This is a genomic window from Cellvibrio fontiphilus (assembly GCF_042646205.1).
Lineage (GTDB): Bacteria > Pseudomonadota > Gammaproteobacteria > Pseudomonadales > Cellvibrionaceae > Cellvibrio > Cellvibrio fontiphilus_A.
On sequence record NZ_JBHRTF010000016.1, the window covers coordinates 14,303 to 34,135 of the forward strand.

Sequence of the window (19,833 nt, forward strand, 5' to 3'; positions counted from 1 at the left end):
AATTTCCTCGCAGTTTCTTTTCATTCAGGTATCTATGTTCACATTGCGTGTTGCCAAGGCCCAGCCCGAATACGTCACTTACAAAGAGCGTTATAAGGTCGATTTACCTTTGCAAATGGCAGAGTGCGAAGCCAACTACCTGCGGTTATGCAAATTAGTTGCGCAGAACCCCGGTGATGAGATTCGCTTTATGGTGGCGCGCGGCCAACAGCAATGGTTGCATCTACTTAAAATTACCGAGCGTTCACCTTATACCACCACACTGGAACTCAGCCGAACGGTTGTAGGTGGAGGCTCGGAATGGCTCACTATGCCCAAACTGACCCTGCGTATGTATCACGATGCCAAGCTTGCCGAGGTGCTTGCTTGGGAAGGGCACAAGCGCTTGCGTCCGCGCTACGATTATCCTAATCAATCTATGTATCAAAGCGATGAGAAGTACCAGCTCAACCGATTTTTGGGGGAGTGGTTGAGTCTCTGCCTGGAGCAGGGACAGGCATCGGGTCTGCCATTGAGATTCAAATAGAACGCATCGACATTTGAATGGAATGTCGACTGGATCACATCAATATTCAGGTTTTACACTTCTTGGCCTCTGAATACCTCATTTTTCTGTTTTGATGCTGGTGCAGTAACTCCCTTGCGTATATTGTTGGTGATAACATCGCAATTGATTTGACGCTTCAGTCATCGTTCAAGCGGCCAAATTGTTGCAAGGTTAACCACAAAAATAACCCAACCAACTACTAAACCCGACTATCAAAGGATGAGAGCCGCCAGTGCGTCTGATTCAGATAACCGATTGCCATTTGGGTGCGCAGCAGAGCGAAACCCTCTTGGGGCTTAATACTGACCAGAGTCTTGATGACGTTTTACAGCTTATTAAGACGTCAGAACCCGGTTTTGATCATCTATTGTGCACCGGCGATGTTGCCAGCGAAGCCCACGCTGCGTGTTACCAGCGTTTTGAAAATACCATTCGTCGCTATTTCTCCCAGCCGTTAAGTTGGCTACCGGGCAATCACGATTCGGCCGAGTTGATGGCGCTGAATCAAGATCGCTTGGGTATTCAGAGCCGGCTGGTAGTACTGGGCAGTTGGCTGTTGGTCTTGTTGGACTCCAGTGTGCCCGGTCAGGTGTATGGCCAATTAGCTGCCAGCGAGTTGGATTTTCTTGAGCACGCACTGGAAAAATACCGCGATAAACATGTGATTGTCTGCTTGCACCATCAGCCGGTACAGGTGGGTAGTGCCTGGATTGATCAATACATAGTACGCAATGCTGAAGCATTATTTGGTCTGATAGACCTACATCCGCAAGTTAAAGTGGTGACCTGGGGGCATGTTCATCAGGAATTTCAGCAGCAGCGCAAAGGTGTGGCACTGTTGGCGACACCATCAACCTGCGTGCAATTTAAACCTGGTTGCGACAACTTTACGGTAGACACCCAAATGCCTGGCTATCGCTGGTTTGAGTTGAACGACAACGGCAGCTTTAGTACGGGAATTACGCGGGTTACCAATAAACAATACGTGATTGACTACAAATCTGCAGGCTATTAATTCCCGTGGCGTCACTGGTTTATATCCATGGGTTTTTAAGTTCTCCACTCTCTTTTAAGGCGCAGCAAACAGCCCAATGGCTCGCGCGCTACCATCCTGAAATCAATTTCTATTGTCCACAGCTGCCGCCTTACCCAGCCGAAACCCAAACTATACTGGAGGGATTAGTCGAGTCGCTTCTGCCTGGGCCAGTCTATTTAATGGGCAGTTCGCTGGGCGGATTTTGGGCAACCTGGCTCGCGGAAAAATATGATTTGCGCGCAGTCCTGATTAATCCGGCGGTGCGCCCGCAGGACTTTATGCCGGCCTATTTAGAGGTTGACCTGAAAAGTTATCACACCGATCATAGCTACCGCCTAACGGTGCAGCATATCGATGAAATTATTGCGGTCGATGTGCAACCCACGCGCCTGACTAATTATTGGCTGTTGGTGCAAACGGGTGATGAAACGCTCGATTATCGCCAAGCGGTAAAAAAATATGCAGGCTGCAAACAAACTATCGAAGCAGGGGGCGATCATGCGTTCCAGGGTTTTGAGCGTTTTTTTGCAGATTGCCTAAGCTTCTTTAATCACTAGGCCTTTATTGCATGGCCCAGCCTTATTTAAACCATTCGGTAAATTGAAAATAAAATGGCTAATTATTCCGCAGAAGATATTGAAGTACTCACGGGATTAGACCCGGTAAAAAAACGCCCCGGTATGTATACCGAAACGACGCGCCCAAATCACTTGGCGCAGGAAATTATCGACAACTCGGTGGATGAGGCACTCGCCGGCCACGCGAAAACCATTGATGTTATTTTGCATAAAGATCATTCCGTTACTGTCATTGACGATGGCCGCGGCATGCCGGTGGATATTCACCCTGAACAGGGCAAACCCGGTGTAGAAGTTATTTTGTGTACGCTCCATGCCGGTGGGAAATTCTCCAATAAAAATTACCAATTCTCCGGTGGTTTGCACGGTGTGGGGGTGTCGGTAGTAAACGCGCTGTCGGAAAAATTAATTGTTACCGTCAAGCGCGATGGCAATGTTTACCAAATGGGTTTTGCCAATGGCGATAAAGCCAGTGACCTGGAAATTATCGACACCTGCCCCAAGCGTCAGACTGGCACCAGTGTTCATTTTTTACCAAACCCCAGCTATTTTGATTCACCCAAATTTTCCGTAACGCGCATGCGCCATGTGCTGCGTGCCAAGGCGGTGTTGTGCCCTGGTTTGACGGTGACCTTTCTCGATGAATCGACGGGCGAAAAAGATGTTTGGTATTACGAAGATGGTTTAAAAGATTACCTTGCCGGTGCCACCCAGGAATGGTTAACCCTGCCAGAGCAACCTTTTGTGGGCGATTTCAGCGGTCAAACAGAAGCTGTGAGCTGGGCAGTGCAGTGGCTTATGGATGGCGGCGAATTGGTGCAGGAATCTTATGTGAACCTGATTCCCACCGCGCAGGGCGGCACCCATGTGAATGGTTTGCGCACAGGTTTGTTGGATGCACTGCGCGATTACTGTGAGTTCCGCAATTTAATTCCGCGTGGCATCAAACTCGCGCCGGAAGATTTGTGGAATGCCTGTTGTTATGTGCTCTCCTACAAACACGCCGACCCACAATTTTCCGGCCAAACCAAAGAGCGTTTAACCTCGCGTGAAGCGGCGGCGTTTGTCTCCGGTATTGCGAAAGATGCGTTTGCACTGTGGCTCAATCAGCACACAGAAGATGGCGATAAACTTGCAGAGTTTTGTATTAGCAATGCGCAAAAACGTGTGCGCGCCAGTAAAAAAATTGAGCGCAAACGTGTGACCCAGGGCCCGGCGTTGCCAGGCAAATTAGCCGACTGCTCCAGCGGCGACCCGGCTCGCAGTGAATTATTTTTGGTAGAGGGTGACTCGGCGGGTGGCTCAGCAAAACAAGCGCGCGACCGCGAATTCCAAGCCATCATGCCGCTGCGTGGAAAAATCCTGAATACTTGGGAAGTAGATTCCGGTGAGATTTTAGCGAGCCAGGAAGTGCACGATATTTCGGTCGCCATAGGTATGGACCCCGGCAGTGAAGATCTGAGCGAGCTGCGCTATCACAAAATTTGTATTCTGGCGGATGCCGACTCGGACGGTTTGCACATTGCTACCTTGTTGTGTGCACTCTTTGTAAAACATTTTCCGGTTTTGGTTCGTCGTGGTCATGTTTTTGTGGCTATGCCGCCGCTTTATCGCATCGATATTGGCAAAGAAGTTTATTACGCACTGGATGAAGGCGAAAAAAACGGCATTCTTAATCGCATTGCTGCAGAAAATAAAAAGGGCAAACCCAACGTTCAGCGTTTTAAAGGTTTGGGTGAGATGAACCCATTGCAGCTACGTGAAACTACCATGGCGCGCGATACCCGCCGCTTGGTACAGCTCACCATCGACGATGACGATGGCACGCATCAGGTAATGGATATGATGTTGGCGAAAAAGCGTGCGGGTGACCGTAAAAACTGGCTGGAGGAAAAAGGTAACCTGGCAGAAATTTCGGTCTAATCTGGATAATAAGAAAGTGCGTTTACCGGCTAGTCATCGTTCGAGCGGGCAGTTGCGCAGGGTGATTGCCTGTTCCTCCGCCAATAAGCTTCCCATGTTACAGGTAAGGTGTGCTGATTATTTAATTACGACTTGTTCATTACGCATTAGCCACCTTGGGGATAGATAACCCCAAAACTTCAGGTTGGAAGAATATTGGTTGCCAGTAGCCAATCGTGCTTAAACGGTTTATGAATTTGATCACAGGGATGATGCGCTTGTAACGTCTTGTAATTGACAGGCTCGCAGCTTCAAAAAATAGGTCTAGACTTGAGTGGTAGCACTAACCGTCTTGCTCAGGGATCTACTATGAAGAATAAATCGCATCTGTTCCTGCTGTCTACGCTCGTTTTATCCACTGTTACTCTCCAGGGCTGTGGGGGAAGTGATACTGAAAAGGCACCGCCGCCGAGCGGCCCTGAAGCCTATTCAGTCGGTACTCATCCACGTTTTGATCCTATTATTTCGGACTTACCCTTCAATACCGATCTCATATTCGCCGCTGCCGCGACCACCGATGGTACGGCGAATTTAGGCGCACCCACTGATCCTGTGCGCGCAACGGTAAACCAGTTGGACGGTTTTTCCACATCTGCCTTTTTTGATATTTTGATCAGTGGTGGTGTAAACCCCGCGAGTGCGGTGGCGTCCCAAACGGTATTTTTGATTGAGCTTAGTGCCACTGGTGATGCGCTGAATCCGGCCAACATCACAGGAATTACGGGTTTAGCCGACTACGATGTGCAGGTACTGTCCTTGGATGGTGGCACCAACAACACACTGCGCATCAGACCGCTCAAGCCCTTAAAACCTAAAACCAAATATTTGGTCGCTTTGACCAATGACTTGCGCGATAGCAGTAATGCGCCGCTTACCCGCTCCTGGACCTACAACGCCCTGCGCGACCCCAACTACACCACCCTAGAAGCCTTGGTGCCTGTTCGCAACGCTATTGTTGGTTGGGAGACATTGGCGAGTGGCTTCCTGGCCGCTGCTAGCGGTGGCGCGCTTAGTCCAGCGGCCGCTAAAGACAAACTGGTACTGACCTACACCTTCACCACCACCGACCCAACGGCACCGATGGTTGCTATGGCAGCGCCACGTGCGGCTATTGCTGGTTTGCAAATCAGTGCTGGTGTACCTCCTGCTACCGCCGTGGCCAATGTGTCGCAGCTGGACTCCTTGGGGTTGTTGTCCACACCCAAGGCGCGCAGTTTGGGTGTCTCGGCGTTAACGGGGATAGATTTCAATACCTTTAGCGCTCAACTCGCGGCGAATGTGGGCAAGCTGTATACCGGCTATATCAAGCTGCCGTATTACCAGACCTCTGCTGAAGGTTTAGCCTTTGGTGAATACCTGGAGCGCAGCTGGAAACCGGATTTAACCCTCGCAAGTGCTTTGGGTGTGACTGTGCCTATGGATGTGGATGGCAGTTACAACGTCACCTACCGCTATCCTTTTGCGGCGAAAACCAGTGACCAGTCAGTGCCGCTACAAGTCACCATGCCGCAAGACAGCTGGGTTCCCGGTTATGCGGGTGCCGCTAACTGCGGGCAGATTTACGCCGCCACCGGCTACCCCACGGTGATTTATGTACACGGTATTACCAGTGATCGCGCGTCGGTGCTGGCGCTCGGCCACACCCTGGCCAGCCGCTGCATCGCCACCGTCGCGATTGATTTACCCCTGCATGGCGTACCGGCCAACAGTGCGCTTGTTAATGTGCTGAACGTGGAGCGAAGCCAAGCGATTCCGTTTGGTGCGCTTTATGGCAGCAATGCTCCCAAAGAGCGTCACTTCAATGTCGCCGGTTCTGGTGGCGCACCAGCGCCAATGAATTTTGAAACCCCCGGTGCAACCGATGGTTCCGGTGCACAATTCATTAACCTCGGTTACCTCACCAATACCCGCGACAACAATCGCCAAGCGGTGATGGATTTGTTGAACCTCAATGCCAGCCTCAGCAATCTGAATGATGAAATGCGCGAAAGCCTGACTACCGGGTTGGATGTGAACCGTGTTTATGTGGTTGGTGCTTCGCTGGGCGGTATTTTGGGCAGTGTGTTCACCACGGTGAACCAGTTGGCCATAGCCGGCGATGCGCAAGTGGGCCTGACGGCGAACCTCAACCCCATCAGAGGCCTTATCACCAGTGGTGCCGGCACACAGGTGGCGCAAATTCTGGTGAACTCAGCCACCTTTGCACCGGTTATCAACGGTGGTTTAGGCGCGAGCGGGGTGATGGTGGGCACCACCAATTACGAGCGCTTTATGTATGCCGCACAAAGCGCAGTGGATACCGGTGACCCGGTTAACTACATGCGAACCCTGGCACGCTTGGGAGTGCCGGTGTTGGTGCAGCAGATTAATAATGATGCGGTCATTCCCAATAGTGCCAGCGTTGCGCCCTTGGCTGGAACCCAGGCAATGGCATCGCTGCTGGGCACTACCCAGCTGGGGCTTGGGGCAACCCAGTTAGGCCGGGGTTATGTAAAACACACGGCGGGCGGCCATTCATCTTTGCTGCGACCTGAAGGTGGAGCGCCACAGGTGACCGCTGAGTTGCAAACCCAAGTGGTAACTTTTGTATTGAACAATGGCAATGTTTCTGTGGGTGGTGGTGCGCCGGGCAATATTGAATTGCCCGCTAATTAAACCAGTGCGGTTCAAGTTAATTTTCTTTTTATCTGTTTGATTGTAAACCCCGGCATGCCGGGGTTTATTTTTTCCCGACCTGTTTAAGCACAGGGTGTTTATGAATCTGGTTTAACCCATTCATTGATTAGCTTTATAAAAGTGGCGCACTAACTGCTACACGATAGGAGTGGCAATTTCAGGTAAACTGCCGGCCTTTTTGCTGCCTCGTTCTATTGATGAGTAACTCTTATGACACCACGCAATTATCTTTACCTGCTAGAAAAATACGACGAATACCAAGCGCAAATTGAACGTCTATTGGAATCTATTGTGACGTCGCTGGCGCCAGCAAAAATGGATACATCCCACGAGCATTTAAATTCTGTAGTAAAGCGTCTGCATGAATCCTATCCCTTTGTTGAGCTGCTCTATTGCATTGATGACAAAGGCGTACAAATTACTGAATCTGCCGCGTCTCCCACAGTGCCAGATCCAAAACGGCGCGAGCCGGGTTTGGGTTCAAACCGCAGCAATCGGGTGTATTACACCCGTGCCAGTGAAAACGTAGCAGCCGCCACAGTTACCCAGCCCTACCTTTCCAGCGCTACTCATCAATTGGCAATTTCAGCGGTGCAGCGTTTTACCGATAACAAGGGTGAAACCTGTTATTTGGTGATTAATTTTAATTTGGAAAAACTCATCACTTTTTTAAATGGCGATAGCTTGCGCCGTGTGGTGCACCCGTTTTTTCAAGTAGTCTACGGCATCATCGGTGTGATGTTGGTGCTGGTCTCGGCGCTGTTGTTGTTCTCGGCGGGCAGTTCCCTGTTTGATATGGTCTATGAGCACACTAATACCGCAACTCAGGCGTTCCAGTCGGTGATTTTAGTGACCCTGGGCTTGGCGATTTTTGATTTGGGCAAAACGATTTTGGAAGAAGAGGTGTTACTGCACAAAGACATCCATCACACAGGTTCAACCCGTCGCACTATCAGCCGGTTTATGTCGGCGATTGTGATTGCCGTGTCCATTGAATCCCTGTTGCTGATGTTCAAATCGCTGCTGGGCGATGCAACCCATCTCAACTCCGCCGTCTTTATGTTGGTGGCTGCAGTGGCGTTATTAGTCGGCTTGGGCGCCTACCTGCGCCTCACCAAAGATCAGGAATAATTCCCCAACGGAACCCCTCCCTGACCCTCCCCTTCAAAAGGAGAGGGAATCCAACTCCTCCCCCTGACAAGGGGAGGCTGGGAGGGGGTTAACTCCACCTTGATGAGGGGAGGAGGGCAACTCAGGCAGGAAATACTTATGTCCACCAAAAACAAAAGCGCGTTTGTCTGCAATGAATGCGGCTCCGATTACAAAAAATGGCAAGGGCAGTGTACCGACTGCGGTGCATGGAACAGTTTGAGTGAAGTTCGCTTGGGGCCAACCCCCGCTAATCGTGCGGCAAAATTTGAAGGTTATGCCGGCGGTGCCTCGGGCAACAAAATCCAAACCCTCGCAGAAATTGCACTCAACGAAGTGCCACGTTTTAGCAGTGGTACGGGTGAGTTTGATCGCGTGCTCGGCGGTGGTTTTGTTCCCGGCTCTGTGGTGTTAATTGGCGGCAACCCCGGCGCCGGTAAATCCACCTTGCTGCTGCAAACCCTGTGCAATTTGGCGCGTACTATGCCGGCCTTGTACATCACGGGTGAAGAATCCCTGCAACAGGTGGCGATGCGCGCCCAGCGGCTGGGGCTACCGACCGATCAACTGCAAATGCTCAGTGAAACCAGCGTGGAAGCCATTTGCGCCATCGCCCAACAAGTCACACCCAAAGTCATGGTGATCGACTCGATTCAGGTGATGCACATGGAGGATATTGCTTCCGCGCCCGGTTCCGTGTCACAGGTGCGCGAGAGCGCTGCCTACCTCACGCGCTTTGCCAAACAAACTGGCACCGTATTAATTCTGGTGGGCCATGTCACTAAAGACGGTTCGCTCGCCGGCCCCAAGGTGCTGGAGCACATGATCGACTGTTCCATCTTGTTGGAGGGCGATAACGATTCGCGCTTTCGCACCCTGCGCGGCAATAAAAACCGCTTTGGTGCAGTTAACGAGCTGGGGGTATTTGCCATGACCGAGCAGGGTATGCGCGAAGTGAGCAACCCCTCGGCGATATTTTTACAGCGCGCCGAAGATGCCGCTTCCGGCTCGGTGGTGATGGTGATGTGGGAGGGCACACGCCCGCTCTTGATAGAAATTCAAGCGCTGGTGGACGACAGTCACCTGGGTAACCCGCGTCGTGTTGCCGTGGGTATGGATCAGAATCGCCTGGCTATGTTACTTGCGGTATTGCACCGTCACGGTGGCATTATGGTGGGCGATCAGGACGTGTTTGTGAACGTGGTTGGCGGTGTGAAAGTCATGGAAACCAGCGCCGATTTGGCGCTGCTACTGGCGGTGGTGTCCAGCTTTCGCGACAAGGTATTACCGCAGGATTTAATTGTATTTGGCGAAGTGGGTTTGTCCGGCGAAATTCGCCCGGTGCCCAGCGGTCATGAGCGCTTGCGCGAGGCCGCCAAACACGGGTTTAAGCGCGCCATAGTGCCTTTTGCCAATGCCCCGCGCGACAAACAGTTGGGTATAGAAGTGGTTGCGGTTAAAAATTTACAGGAAGCCCTCAACGCGCTCTAACCACCAACAAGGGCTGTTTGGCAGCTAGTGATTTTGAGGGACTTGGTTGTGCTGGGGGGATTTGCCTGCGCTATCCCTATTGGTTTTCAACCAGCATCAACAACTCATACAGCAGGGTTTTATCTACCGGTGTATCCGGCTGGAACTCAAAGCCCAGAATATGTTCGCGCACATGGACAATGCGCCCGTGTATATCCAGGCGTTTTTTGTTGGATGCCACCAGGTTTAGATTTTCCACATCGACATGCACGCGCAGCGCATCTCCCTTTTGCAATAAATGCTCATCCAACAGCGCAAGGCGTGCACCATTTTCAGATAGATCCAGTACATGGGCTTCCCAGGTTTTGGTGGAATATTGCAGCTCGGCGTAAGCGCGCAGCGGGAAACGCGGATGGCGGCGTTTATCCTCTGGCATGGTGTTGTCTTGATTCACATCATTGCTCATGGTGGGGTTCCTTCAAGTCAAAGTAGAGGGTGACAGTGGGAATTAATAATCGCTAATTAATTCCGATAGCTCGCGCTCTGCAGCCGCGGCGTCACCCAAATTCAGTTCGATCAGACGGCGCAGGTGGCTAACGCTGTCGATATCAATCGAACTGCAGACTAACCCTGTCTGCTGATGATGTTGATGCGCTACTGTGACCGACATGGCGATGCAGGTATTGTCGGACAGTAAAATTTTCACTAGAACCGGATCTTTGACAGAAACTTCAGGCGGTAGTTTTTGTTGCAATAACAAACCTTTGAGCGAGATATCCAACAAGCTGGCGCGCCAATGGAATTCCCCCTGTGCTAATTCAACATGGGCATCAAATAAAATTCGACTAAATTTGCGGCGCTCACTGGCAGACGCGCCACTGGAGGACGAAGAGGTGGTGTTGGTGTCGGACATAAATACTCATATTTCAATGCGTGGACATGCCCTAGAGTTTAGCTGCCAACGGCCAAATCGCCATTTTTTGGCTGGCTCAATTGTTAATTTCTGTACTCACTTGTGGCGCCCCACCTATAATTTCGACACTCTTGATGAACACCGGCTAACGGATTGATTTTATGACTGAATTTCGCATTGGCATCGACTTGGGTGGCACCAAAACTGAAGTGATTCTACTCAACGGCGATAGCCGGGAACTGTTCCGCACGCGAATTCCGACAGTGCGCGATGATTACCCAGCGACCTTGCGCGATATCGCCGGTTTGGTGGCGCAGGCGGAAGCGGCTGCCGGCCAAACTCATTTACCGGTTGGTATAGGTATTCCCGGTACTGTTTCGCGCAAAACCGGGTTTGTGAAAAATGCCAATTCCACCTGGCTCAATGGCAAGCCTTTCCAAAAAGATTTGTCCGCCTTTTTGCAGCGCGATGTAAAGGTGACTAACGATGCTAATTGCCTTGCCGTTTCCGAGGCCACCGATGGCGCCGGACGCGGTTATGAATTGGTGTTTGCCGGTATTTTGGGAACGGGTTGCGGTGCTGGCCTTGCCTACAAGGGCGCTCCCTTGGTGGGGCCTAATGGTGTTGCCGGTGAGTGGGGCCATAACCCGCTGCCCTGGGCGAGCGATGCAACATTAAATGCGCGCCCCTGTTATTGCGGTAAAGCCGGCTGCATGGAAACTTTTTTGTCGGGAACGGGGTTGTGTCGCTCTTATGAATTTGCCGCGGGTGAAAAAATCAAAGGCCATGAGATTGTTGCGCGAGCATTAAATGGTGAATTGACTGCGCAACAAGTATTGGAAAATTATTACGATCAACTGGCACGCGGTCTGGCTAGCATCATCAATAGTCTCGATCCGGACGTTATTGTGCTGGGTGGCGGCGCATCCAATATCGCGGCAATTTACACCGAGCTGCCCAAACGTTTGCCCCGCTATGTGTTTGGCGGTGAGTGCGACACACCCATAGTGCCAGCGGTTCATGGCGACTCCAGCGGCGTGCGCGGCGCTGCCTGGTTGAATCCACTTTGATGCGCCTGTTTTCAATCTGTGTTGTCGGGTTGATAAAAAAGCCCAGCGTGATGGCGCTGGGTTTTTTATTTTTTGCTTTATCCGCTGCAGCACATGCGCAGGCCGTACCTGAGCGCATCGCCTCTCTTAATATTTGCATCGATCAGTTACTGTGGGAATTAGTACCGCAGGAGCGTTTGGTGTCCATCAGTTATCTCACGGCCGATCCCATCTGGTCGCCCATTGCCGAACAAGTAAAAACTCTGTCGTTGAATCACGGTCTAGCAGAAGAAATTGTCCCGCTGAAACCCGATATTATTTTGGCGGGTGAGTTTGATGCGCCCAATGCGATTGAATTGTTAAAAAAATTGGATCAACGCGTAGAGCGTTTACCCTTACCGCGCACCTTGGCGGATATTAATAGCCAAATTTTCCAGTTGGCAGACTTGGTGGGAGCCGGTGAAAAAGCGCAGCTGATGGTGAATAAGATTAATCGCCAAATTAGTGCGCTACAGGCCTTAAACACGGGCAGTGAACCGCTCACCGCCTTTTGGTATTCCGCCAATGGTGTGGTCATTGGCGCTGGTACTTTGGAACACGAACTAATGCAGCTTGCCGGCTTGCGCAATTTGGCTGCAGAGCGCGGCATGTATGGTTTTAACCAGCTGGATTTGGAATTGTTGCTCAGCGCCAAACCGCACATCTTGATTGTAGAAGAAAGTCAGGATCGCTCGTTTTCGTTAGCGCGCGAATATCTTTCCCATCCGGCGTTGGCGAATACTGATTTTAAAATAGTGCGATTGCCGGCAGGCTTATCCGGTTGTGCAGCATCGGTTATTGGTGATGTGGCCGGTGTGCTCCAACAAGAGTTGGCAAAATAAATTACAAGAGGTTTTTCCAAGGGTGAATTTGCGAACACATCTTTCGTTTCCACTATTGTGTGGCCTGCTGCTTATCGCGCTGGTGGCAGCTGCAGTGCTTGCGCTCAATACCGGCCTTGCTGATATTTCGGTAGTGGCAGGGCTGCGGGATTTTTTTAATGGTGATGCCACACTGGCGGCGAATGTCATTGGGCAGATTCGTTTGCCGCGTTTAATTCTCGCGCTGGTTATTGGGGCAACCCTCGGTATGAGCGGCGCTGCTATGCAAGGTTTGCTGCGCAACCCGCTCGCCGATCCGGGCGTATTGGGGGTGAGCAGTGGTGCCGCCTTTGGTGCAATTTGTACGCTCTATTTTGGCGTTGCCGCCAGCGCTTGGTATTGGTTGCCGGGTGCCGCGATTGTTGGTGCGTTGTTTACCTTATTCATGGTGTATGTGTTAGCTGGGTTACACGGCAGCATGCTCGCATTAATTCTTGCGGGCACGGCGATGAGTTCGATTATGGTGGCGCTAATCGCCGTGACGTTAAATTTTGCGCCCAGTTTGTACGCCATGCAGGAAATTGTTTTTTGGCTGTTAGGTTCACTGGCCAATCGCCATTTTGACCATGTGAGTATCGCACTGCCATTGGCCGCGATTGGCTGGGTGATGATGCTCAGCCGCAGCCGTTTTTTAGATGCGCTCAGTCTGGGCGAAGACAGTGCGCGCTCCCTGGGCTTTAATAATCATCGCGAGCGCGGCATTTTATTGTTGGGTATTTCCATTGCAGTGGGTGCCTGTGTGGCAGTGAGTGGTGCGATTGGTTTTATCGGTTTGGTGATTCCACATTTACTGCGCCCGTTTGTGGGTTATCGCCCCGGGCGCTTAATGCTGGCCAGTGCATTGGGTGGTGCCTTGTTATTGGTGCTCGCGGATATTTTGGTGCGCCAGTTCGATAGCGCCCGTGAATTAAAAATTGGTGTGGTTACCTCGTTAATAGGTGCTCCGTTTTTTTTATTTTTAATTTTAAAAACCCGTTCTCGCTGGGCTTGATATGACTTCACTGTTAAGTGCAAAAAATATTTCATTTGCCCGCGATGGCAACTCCATTCTTGAACAATGCAGTGCCAGTATCGGCGCAGGGGAATTTGTGGGGTTAATCGGCCCCAATGGAGCGGGTAAAAGTTCGCTGTTGCGGATCATGGCGGGTTTGCAGTCGCCTGATTCAGGCGCAATAGATTTAGCGCTAAATGGCACTGGCACACTACAGGCTTTAGCGACTATTGCTGCACGCGAGCGCGCACAAACACTGGCCTATTTGCCACAGCAAGAAATTCCTGCCTGGCCCTTGCAGGTTGAGCATTTGGTGGGACTTGGGCGCGCGCCTTGGCACAAACCGATGAGTGGTAAATCCGCGCGTGATAAACAGGCAATTGAACATGCGCTGTATATCACCGAGCTACAAACCTTGCGCCATCGAATAGTCACTACTCTCTCGGGTGGGGAGTTGCAGCGTGCGTTGCTTGCACGGGTATTTGCGGGCGAGCCTAACATTATTTTGGCCGATGAACCTATCGCCGCGCTGGATCCCTACCATCAACTGCATGTTATGGAATTGCTGGCCGAACATGCGCAGCAGGGCGGTGCGGTATTTGCGGCCTTGCACGATTTAAGTTTGGCAGCGCGGTTTTGTTCGCGGCTGGTATTAATGCATCACGGAAAAATTCTGGCCGATGGTGAACCAATTCAGGTGCTGACCAATGAAAATCTGCAGCAGGTGTATGGCATTAGTGCCTATGTGGATTGCCGTGAAGACGGTGTTGTTATCATTCCCCGCAAACGGGTGGTTTAAATGAAAGCAAATCTTTTCAGGTGGATGGTAAATGCCTGGCCGCCCTTATTTTTTGCCGGCATTAAAGTCACTTATCTCGCAGCAGATTACCGCGAAGCGCGCGTTACCCTGAAATTGCGCTGGTACAACCGCAATTATGTAGGGGTGCAATACGGCGGTAGTTTGATGTCCATGACCGACCCTTGGTACATGCTGTTGCTGATGCATAGTTTGGGTAAGGATTATTTTGTATGGGACAAACACGCCGAGATTGATTTTATCGCCCCCGGTAAAACCCACGTGTATGCACAGTTTAAAATTACTGACGAAATACTCGCCGATATTCGCGCCAAAACAGCCAGTGGCGAAAAATATGTTCCCGAATTCAGCGTGGATATTCTGGATGAGCACAACAAACTTGTCGCCCGTGTTAAACGCCGTGTGTATATCAAATTAAAACCGCGCGCGCGGGGCAATTAAACAAAAATCCGCCTTCCAACTTTTGTGGTACAGCTTATGTTAAATGTTGCGCTCTGTTCTTACGGTATGTCGGGCAAGGTTTTTCACGCGCCGCTCATTAGCGCCGAACCCAATTTGCATTTGCACAGCATTTTGCAGCGCGGTGAACCCAGCGCTTTGCTGGATTACCCGGCCGTACAGATTGTTAAAACCTTTGAAGAAATTATCGCCAACCCGGAGATTGATTTGGTAGTGGTGAATACCCCCAATGAATTGCATTACCCCATGGCGAAAGCGGCATTAGTTGCGGGTAAACATGTGGTGGTGGAAAAACCCTTTACCCTGAGTTTGCAAGAGGGCAGGGAATTAATCGCGCTGGCACAGACACAGCAAAAAGTGCTTTCGGTGTTTCAAAACAAACGTTTGGAAAGCGATCATCTGGATGCACAACGGATTATCCACTCCGGCCTGCTTGGGCGCATTGTTGAAGTGGAGTGGCATTACGATCGTTATCGCACCAATATCACTCACAAAAAATGGAAAGAGGACAAATTGCCCGGCTCCGGCACCTGGTTTGATTTGGGAATTCACATGGTGGATTCCATGCTGTGTTTGTTCGGCAAACCCCAAGCTGTCTACGCCGATATGCGCAGCCTGCGCCGCGCTGAAGCTGCTACCGATTATTTTACTGTGTGTTTTCACTACGCCGATATGCGGGTACTGCTGCGCTCCAATACTTACGTGAGTGAAAAAGGCGCAACGGTTACTATTCATGGCGATAAGGGTTCCTTCTTAAAATTCGGGCAGGACGTGCAAGAAGCACAATTAATGCGCGGCACTTTGCCGGGCATGCAAGGTTGGGCGCAACCGGGTGAAGATAATTATGCGGTTGTTCACCACCACAATGGCGCTGAAAGCAAACGTGAAATCACTGCTGGCCAGCGCGGTTGCTATGAACAGTATTATCAAAACATTAGCGCCGCTATTCAGGGCGCGGCGCCGCTCGCGTTTTTGCCTGAGCAATCCTTGTTGGGTGTTGAGTTGCTATTAGCGGCTGAGCAAAGCGCTGCAACAGGAACGCTGATCCGATTGGATTAACATTGTTTAGATATCGACTTTTTTCAGGAACTCTATGAGTGCAAGTCTTGCGGGAAACGCCAATCGGTTTGTGTTGTTCAGTGTGTTTTTTTCTGCGCGCGCCTATTACCCGGTGCTGGCGATTTTATTTATCGACCTGGGCTTAACACTCGATCAATTTGTGATGCTCAATTTACTCTGGGCACTCACCATTTTTTTATTTGAAGTGCCCTCTGGTGCACTGGCAGATACCATCGGGCGGCGCCGCTTGTTAATTGCAGCATCGGTGCTAATGATTATCGAAATGCTCTGCCTGTTATTTGCCCCGCGCGATGCAGGCATCTTGCTGCTGGTGTTTTGCATAATCAACCGTATTTGTTCTGGCCTGTCGGAGGCCTGTGCCAGTGGTGCCGATGAAGCGCTGGCCTATGATTCGCTGCCCGAACATCAGCGCGCCCAAACCTGGGATCACCTGCTCGCCAAAGTCATGCGCTGGCGCTCGCTCGGTTATGTGGTGGCGATGATTTTGGGCGGTTTACTCTACGATGCGCGCGCCGTGAATCTGTTATTGCCTGAGGTTTGGCATATAGAAACGACAACCGCACAGCGGCTTCCCGTGATCCTGGTGTTGTTGCAAGCGGTGGTGTGTTTGTTCATTACCCTGCGCATGGTGGAGCCGCCCCATGCAACGGCCGCTTCACCACTGGCGCATGCATTTAGGCTCACACTGAGCACCGCTCGCTGGGTGTTGACTAACCCTAAAACGCTGGTGGTGATTGTGGTGGGGGTGCTGCTGGATTCCATAGTGCGCAATTTTGCGACCATCACCAGCAGCTACTATCGCCTGATTGAATTACCTGAATGGAGTTATGGTTTTTTGGGTGCTGCCTCAGGGGTATTGGGCTGGTTTGTGCCGGGCATCGCCAAGCGTTTGAACGCGCGTTTTTCCATGCTCGGCAATTTAGCTTTGATTGCGCTGCTCACCCTGATGGGCCTGCTCGCCTTGGTGCCCGCTTGGCCGGTTTATGGGCTGATTCCCGCCTTATTGTTAATGGCGACTATGGGGTTATTGAGTTTTACCGTGAGCAGAGTCTTGCACCAGGAAGCTGACTCAGCGCGCCGCGCTACCGTTTTGTCGGTAAAAGGGCTGATTTTTAATTTGGGTTATGGCTTGTTCAGTGTTGGATTTGCATCGCTGTTGGCAGTACTACCTGACTCACCTGAAGGCATTGCGCTGCGCAATGCGCTCCTGTGGCAGATTCCCTTCTTTGTATTGTTGGCAGGTGGCTTATTGGTCTGGGCGTTTTACCAGCTTAAACCCCGGCAATTGAAGTCGCGATAAACGGGATAATTTGCGGTTGGTTTAAGTCGGGCTTTTGGCGTCAAAAATTTTATTATGTCGGATAAATTTACATTCATGATGATATACGCGCCACTTGATAACTAAAAATGTTATTGAAATCACGCTATTAGGCCAAAATTTTATTTTGGCACACTGTGTGCTTTAAATTCAAAAAATGTGTGCTCTATCACACTTTGCTAATTCAAACCTAAAGGAGACCGCCGTGTTGCAGTCATTGATCAAATCTGGAGTTGTAGTTGTTGTAGCAAGCCTGTGGAGCATGGTGGCGTCTGCTGGCACCATCACCTGTGGTAACCAATACCGTACCGCCACGCTGACCTCGGCAGAGTTGTGTGGGATTGGTTCGGGCAATACCAAAGAATCTGATATCGAGAGTTACTTCGGCGGCGATTGGGTTCATTTGGGTGGAATTGCAGGTTCAGACGGTACTGCGGGTACATTGGTCAACGGTTATTTGACCTTGACCTTGCTCAATGGTGTTTGGGGAAGTCCTGGTCCAATCTCTGGTACTTGGGCTATCGATAGCAGCTTCTGGACTGTATACGGTAAAGCCGCGCTATCTATCCATGTTGGAAACGGAAAATACGACCCTGATCATTTTGCTTGGTATATCAGCGAAGGTAACACTTCAGGCACCTGGTCTTACCAGCACATGCCAAAAGGTGGTGGCGGTGGTTTGTCCAATATGCACTTGTGGGGTTCAGGCGAGCCTGCGGTTCAAGTGTCTGAGCCAAACCTTGCTCTGCTGTTAATACTGGGTCTGCTGTCTATGTTTGTGGCTCGTCGTCGCGTTTAATTAAGTTTTCACGCTACGCAAAACCGCAGCTCTGGCTGCGGTTTTTTTTGCGCTGCGTTTGGGGTTAGCGGCGGGAATTAAGCAGGCGGTTAGTAAGATAAGTGCTGATACACCAGAATATAATCAGCAGTGCCACCAGCAGCAGGGCGATAAACGCAAAAATATCCGGCGCTTTCATCAAGGTGGTCATCAGCGAATCTTCGTAATAAAAAAACCACTGGTGCCCCTCGGGAAATACTTGCACATGCAGCCAATAAAAAACGGCGGTAGGGCCAATCAGCATCACCACTGCTGCTGCCACCACTGCACCTATTAAAAAGCCCAACAGTACTTTTTTGGTTGTCGGTGGCAGGTATTTTTTCCAGCGCGCCAGACCAATCATGCCCAGCCATAGCACCAGGCTGATCAGGCCGAGCAGGTAAAATCTATCGATTAAATTGGCCACATCCTGCAGGTGGACAATTTCAGCCTCGTGCATAAGTGGTGTGTGCTGGCCGTTTGCCAACCCATAGTGAATGGCCCCCAACCCCTTGCCGCTGTTTTGTACGGCATCGCTTATCTCGCCAAAAAGTCGCCAGTGTTCCTCGCTGCTGGTGAACTCAAAGTCGTCTTTAAAACGATTTTGCGGCGCGAACTCAGCAATGTGCTGGTCAAGCCCCAGTAGCTGATAACCAAGGGGGTAGGCGAAGTGAAATTGCGCGAGCAAGTGCCAGCTGAGCAGCGCGAGGCTGATTAACTGGCAAGTAAAAAACACCGGCCAAAAAACTGTCTGCCGCCAATTGCCCGGCAAGCTTGCGGTGTCGGTTTTTCTTACATTGTGTTCTGCGCGCTTTTTCACTGTGGGTTCCTGGCTCTTTACCTGTTAAACCAGCAACTGCTCAAGTGTGCGCTCATAGATCGCGGTCAGTGTATTCAGGTCATCGGCGCTAATACATTCGTTTACTTTGTGGATGGTGGCGTTAATCGGCCCCAGCTCCACAACCTGGGCACCCGTTGGTGCGATAAAACGCCCGTCAGAGGTTCCACCGGAGGTCGATAACTCGGTATCCAGCCCGGTTTCGGTTTTGATTGCACTCACTACCGCATTGACCAGGTCGCCGCGTGGTGTGAGAAAGGGCTGGCCGCTCAAGACCCACTGCAGGTCGTAGGTGAGTTGGTGTTTATTGAGTATTGTCTCGGTGCGCTCGCGCAAGAGTTGATCGGTCACTTCGGTGGAGAAGCGGAAATTAAAAATCACTTCTACTTCGCCGGGAATCACATTGGTCGCGCCAGTGCCGCCGTTGATGTTGGAGACTTGAAAACTGGTTGCCGGGAAAAACTCATTGCCGTTATCCCAGTGCGCTGCTGTCAGCTCAGCCAGAGCCGGTGCCAGCTTATGGATAGGGTTGTCGGCAAGGTGAGGGTAGGCGACGTGGCCTTGAATGCCTTTCACTTTCAAAATACCGCCCAGCGAACCGCGGCGACCATTTTTAATCACATCGCCCACCTGCTTGGTGCTGGAAGGTTCACCCACAATGCACCAGGTGATTTTGGTGTGGTGCGCCTCCAGCCACTCCACCACTTTCACTGTGCCATTAATGGAGGGGCCTTCTTCGTCACTGGTAATTAAAAACGCAATGCGCCCTTGGTGATTGGGGTGCTTGGCGACAAAATTTTCACAGGCGACCACCATCGCGGCGAGTGAGCCTTTCATATCGGCGGCGCCGCGCCCATGCAACATGCCATCGATAATTTTTGGTTCAAACGGCGGGTTGTTCCAATTGGCTTCCGGGCCAGTGGGCACTACATCGGTGTGGCCGGCAAACGCGAGAATCGGGCCGTCATTGCCGCGAATACACCAAAAATTATCCACCTCGCCAAAACGCAAGCGCTCGGTGCTAAATCCAATCGCTTCCAAGCGGCGAATCATCATTTCCTGACAGCCATCGTCCTCGGGGGTTACCGAGCGGCAGCGAATTAAATCGGTGGCAAGTTGCAAGGTGGGAGTGAGCACAGCAGTCATGGCAAATTCCAAAAGGCGTAAAAATAGAAAGATGGCGCAAGCAAGCAAATAGCGCCTAAGCAACTAT

The 19,833-nt window shown here is 51.1% G+C and carries 19 protein-coding genes; 15 read left to right on the forward strand and 4 right to left on the reverse strand.

Annotation, left to right across the window (positions count from 1 at the left end; all coding sequences use genetic code 11):
• Positions 1–34: 34 nt before the first annotated feature.
• The 7 genes from ACFODX_RS16870 (at position 35) to radA (ending at position 9,439) form a co-directional block, all read left to right on the forward strand.
• Positions 35–526, forward strand: coding sequence for a DUF1249 domain-containing protein (locus tag ACFODX_RS16870; protein WP_378121316.1), 492 nt, complete (start codon positions 35–37; stop codon positions 524–526).
• A 253-nt stretch (positions 527–779) separates the two neighbouring features.
• Positions 780–1,562: a 3',5'-cyclic-AMP phosphodiesterase gene (gene cpdA / locus ACFODX_RS16875; protein WP_378121318.1), complete on the forward strand. Its 783-nt coding sequence runs from the start codon at positions 780–782 to the stop codon at positions 1,560–1,562.
• Positions 1,563–1,567: 5 nt separating this feature from the next.
• Positions 1,568–2,140 carry a YqiA/YcfP family alpha/beta fold hydrolase gene (locus ACFODX_RS16880; protein WP_378121320.1) on the forward strand — a complete coding sequence of 191 codons (573 nt, stop codon included), beginning with the start codon at positions 1,568–1,570 and terminating at the stop codon, positions 2,138–2,140.
• Positions 2,141–2,194: 54 nt separating this feature from the next.
• Entirely contained in the window at positions 2,195–4,084 is a 1,890-nt protein-coding gene (parE, locus tag ACFODX_RS16885) for a DNA topoisomerase IV subunit B (protein ID WP_378121321.1), read from the forward strand.
• A gap of 348 nt (positions 4,085–4,432) precedes the next feature.
• Entirely contained in the window at positions 4,433–6,778 is a 2,346-nt protein-coding gene (locus ACFODX_RS16890) for a hypothetical protein (protein ID WP_378121323.1), read from the forward strand.
• A 231-nt stretch (positions 6,779–7,009) separates the two neighbouring features.
• The gene (locus tag ACFODX_RS16895) at positions 7,010–7,930 is read left to right on the forward strand and encodes a hypothetical protein (protein ID WP_378121325.1); all 921 of its coding nucleotides are present in this window, start codon (positions 7,010–7,012) and stop codon (positions 7,928–7,930) included.
• Between the two features lie 138 nt (positions 7,931–8,068).
• Entirely contained in the window at positions 8,069–9,439 is a 1,371-nt protein-coding gene (radA, locus tag ACFODX_RS16900; protein WP_378121327.1) for a DNA repair protein RadA, read from the forward strand.
• Between the two features lie 76 nt (positions 9,440–9,515).
• Here radA and ACFODX_RS16905 read toward each other — a convergent pair whose 3' ends face one another.
• Together ACFODX_RS16905 and ACFODX_RS16910 are read right to left on the reverse strand one after the other, a co-directional pair.
• On the reverse strand, positions 9,516–9,884 hold the full coding sequence (locus ACFODX_RS16905) for a PilZ domain-containing protein (protein ID WP_378121329.1): 369 nt from the start codon (positions 9,882–9,884) through the stop codon (positions 9,516–9,518).
• A 42-nt stretch (positions 9,885–9,926) separates the two neighbouring features.
• Positions 9,927–10,331, reverse strand: a complete 405-nt coding sequence (locus ACFODX_RS16910; protein ID WP_378121331.1) for a PilZ domain-containing protein — start codon at positions 10,329–10,331, stop codon at positions 9,927–9,929.
• Between the two features lie 161 nt (positions 10,332–10,492).
• On the opposite strand from ACFODX_RS16910, the gene ACFODX_RS16915 reads away from it, so the two are divergent.
• The 8 genes from ACFODX_RS16915 (at position 10,493) to ACFODX_RS16950 (ending at position 17,764) form a co-directional block, all read left to right on the forward strand.
• On the forward strand, positions 10,493–11,401 hold the full coding sequence (locus ACFODX_RS16915; RefSeq protein WP_378121333.1) for an ROK family protein: 909 nt from the start codon (positions 10,493–10,495) through the stop codon (positions 11,399–11,401).
• Positions 11,401–12,261, forward strand: coding sequence for an ABC transporter substrate-binding protein (locus ACFODX_RS16920; RefSeq protein ID WP_378121335.1), 861 nt, complete (start codon positions 11,401–11,403; stop codon positions 12,259–12,261). Before ACFODX_RS16915 ends, ACFODX_RS16920 begins: the two co-directional genes overlap by 1 nt.
• A gap of 22 nt (positions 12,262–12,283) precedes the next feature.
• Positions 12,284–13,291 (forward strand): FecCD family ABC transporter permease, encoded by a 1,008-nt coding sequence (locus ACFODX_RS16925; protein ID WP_378121337.1) that lies wholly within the window; start codon positions 12,284–12,286, stop codon positions 13,289–13,291.
• 1 nt (position 13,292) lies between these two features.
• Positions 13,293–14,090 carry an ABC transporter ATP-binding protein gene (locus ACFODX_RS16930; protein ID WP_378121339.1) on the forward strand — a complete coding sequence of 266 codons (798 nt, stop codon included), beginning with the start codon at positions 13,293–13,295 and terminating at the stop codon, positions 14,088–14,090.
• Entirely contained in the window at positions 14,091–14,549 is a 459-nt protein-coding gene (locus ACFODX_RS16935; RefSeq protein ID WP_378121341.1) for a DUF4442 domain-containing protein, read from the forward strand.
• A 36-nt stretch (positions 14,550–14,585) separates the two neighbouring features.
• Positions 14,586–15,626, forward strand: coding sequence for a Gfo/Idh/MocA family oxidoreductase (locus ACFODX_RS16940; RefSeq protein ID WP_378121343.1), 1,041 nt, complete (start codon positions 14,586–14,588; stop codon positions 15,624–15,626).
• 34 nt (positions 15,627–15,660) lie between these two features.
• Complete coding sequence (locus ACFODX_RS16945; protein WP_378121345.1) at positions 15,661–16,947, forward strand: MFS transporter; 1,287 nt, start codon at positions 15,661–15,663, stop codon at positions 16,945–16,947.
• A 223-nt stretch (positions 16,948–17,170) separates the two neighbouring features.
• Positions 17,171–17,764 carry a hypothetical protein gene (locus tag ACFODX_RS16950; RefSeq protein WP_378121347.1) on the forward strand — a complete coding sequence of 198 codons (594 nt, stop codon included), beginning with the start codon at positions 17,171–17,173 and terminating at the stop codon, positions 17,762–17,764.
• Positions 17,765–17,828: 64 nt separating this feature from the next.
• Here the strand turns inward: ACFODX_RS16950 and ACFODX_RS16955 are convergent, their stop codons facing one another.
• A complete protein-coding gene (locus tag ACFODX_RS16955) occupies positions 17,829–18,602 on the reverse strand; it encodes a lipoprotein intramolecular transacylase Lit (protein WP_378121349.1) in 774 nt (257 codons plus the stop codon).
• A 24-nt stretch (positions 18,603–18,626) separates the two neighbouring features.
• Entirely contained in the window at positions 18,627–19,766 is a 1,140-nt protein-coding gene (gene dapE / locus ACFODX_RS16960) for a succinyl-diaminopimelate desuccinylase (protein ID WP_378121351.1), read from the reverse strand.
• Positions 19,767–19,833: the final 67 nt, after the last annotated feature.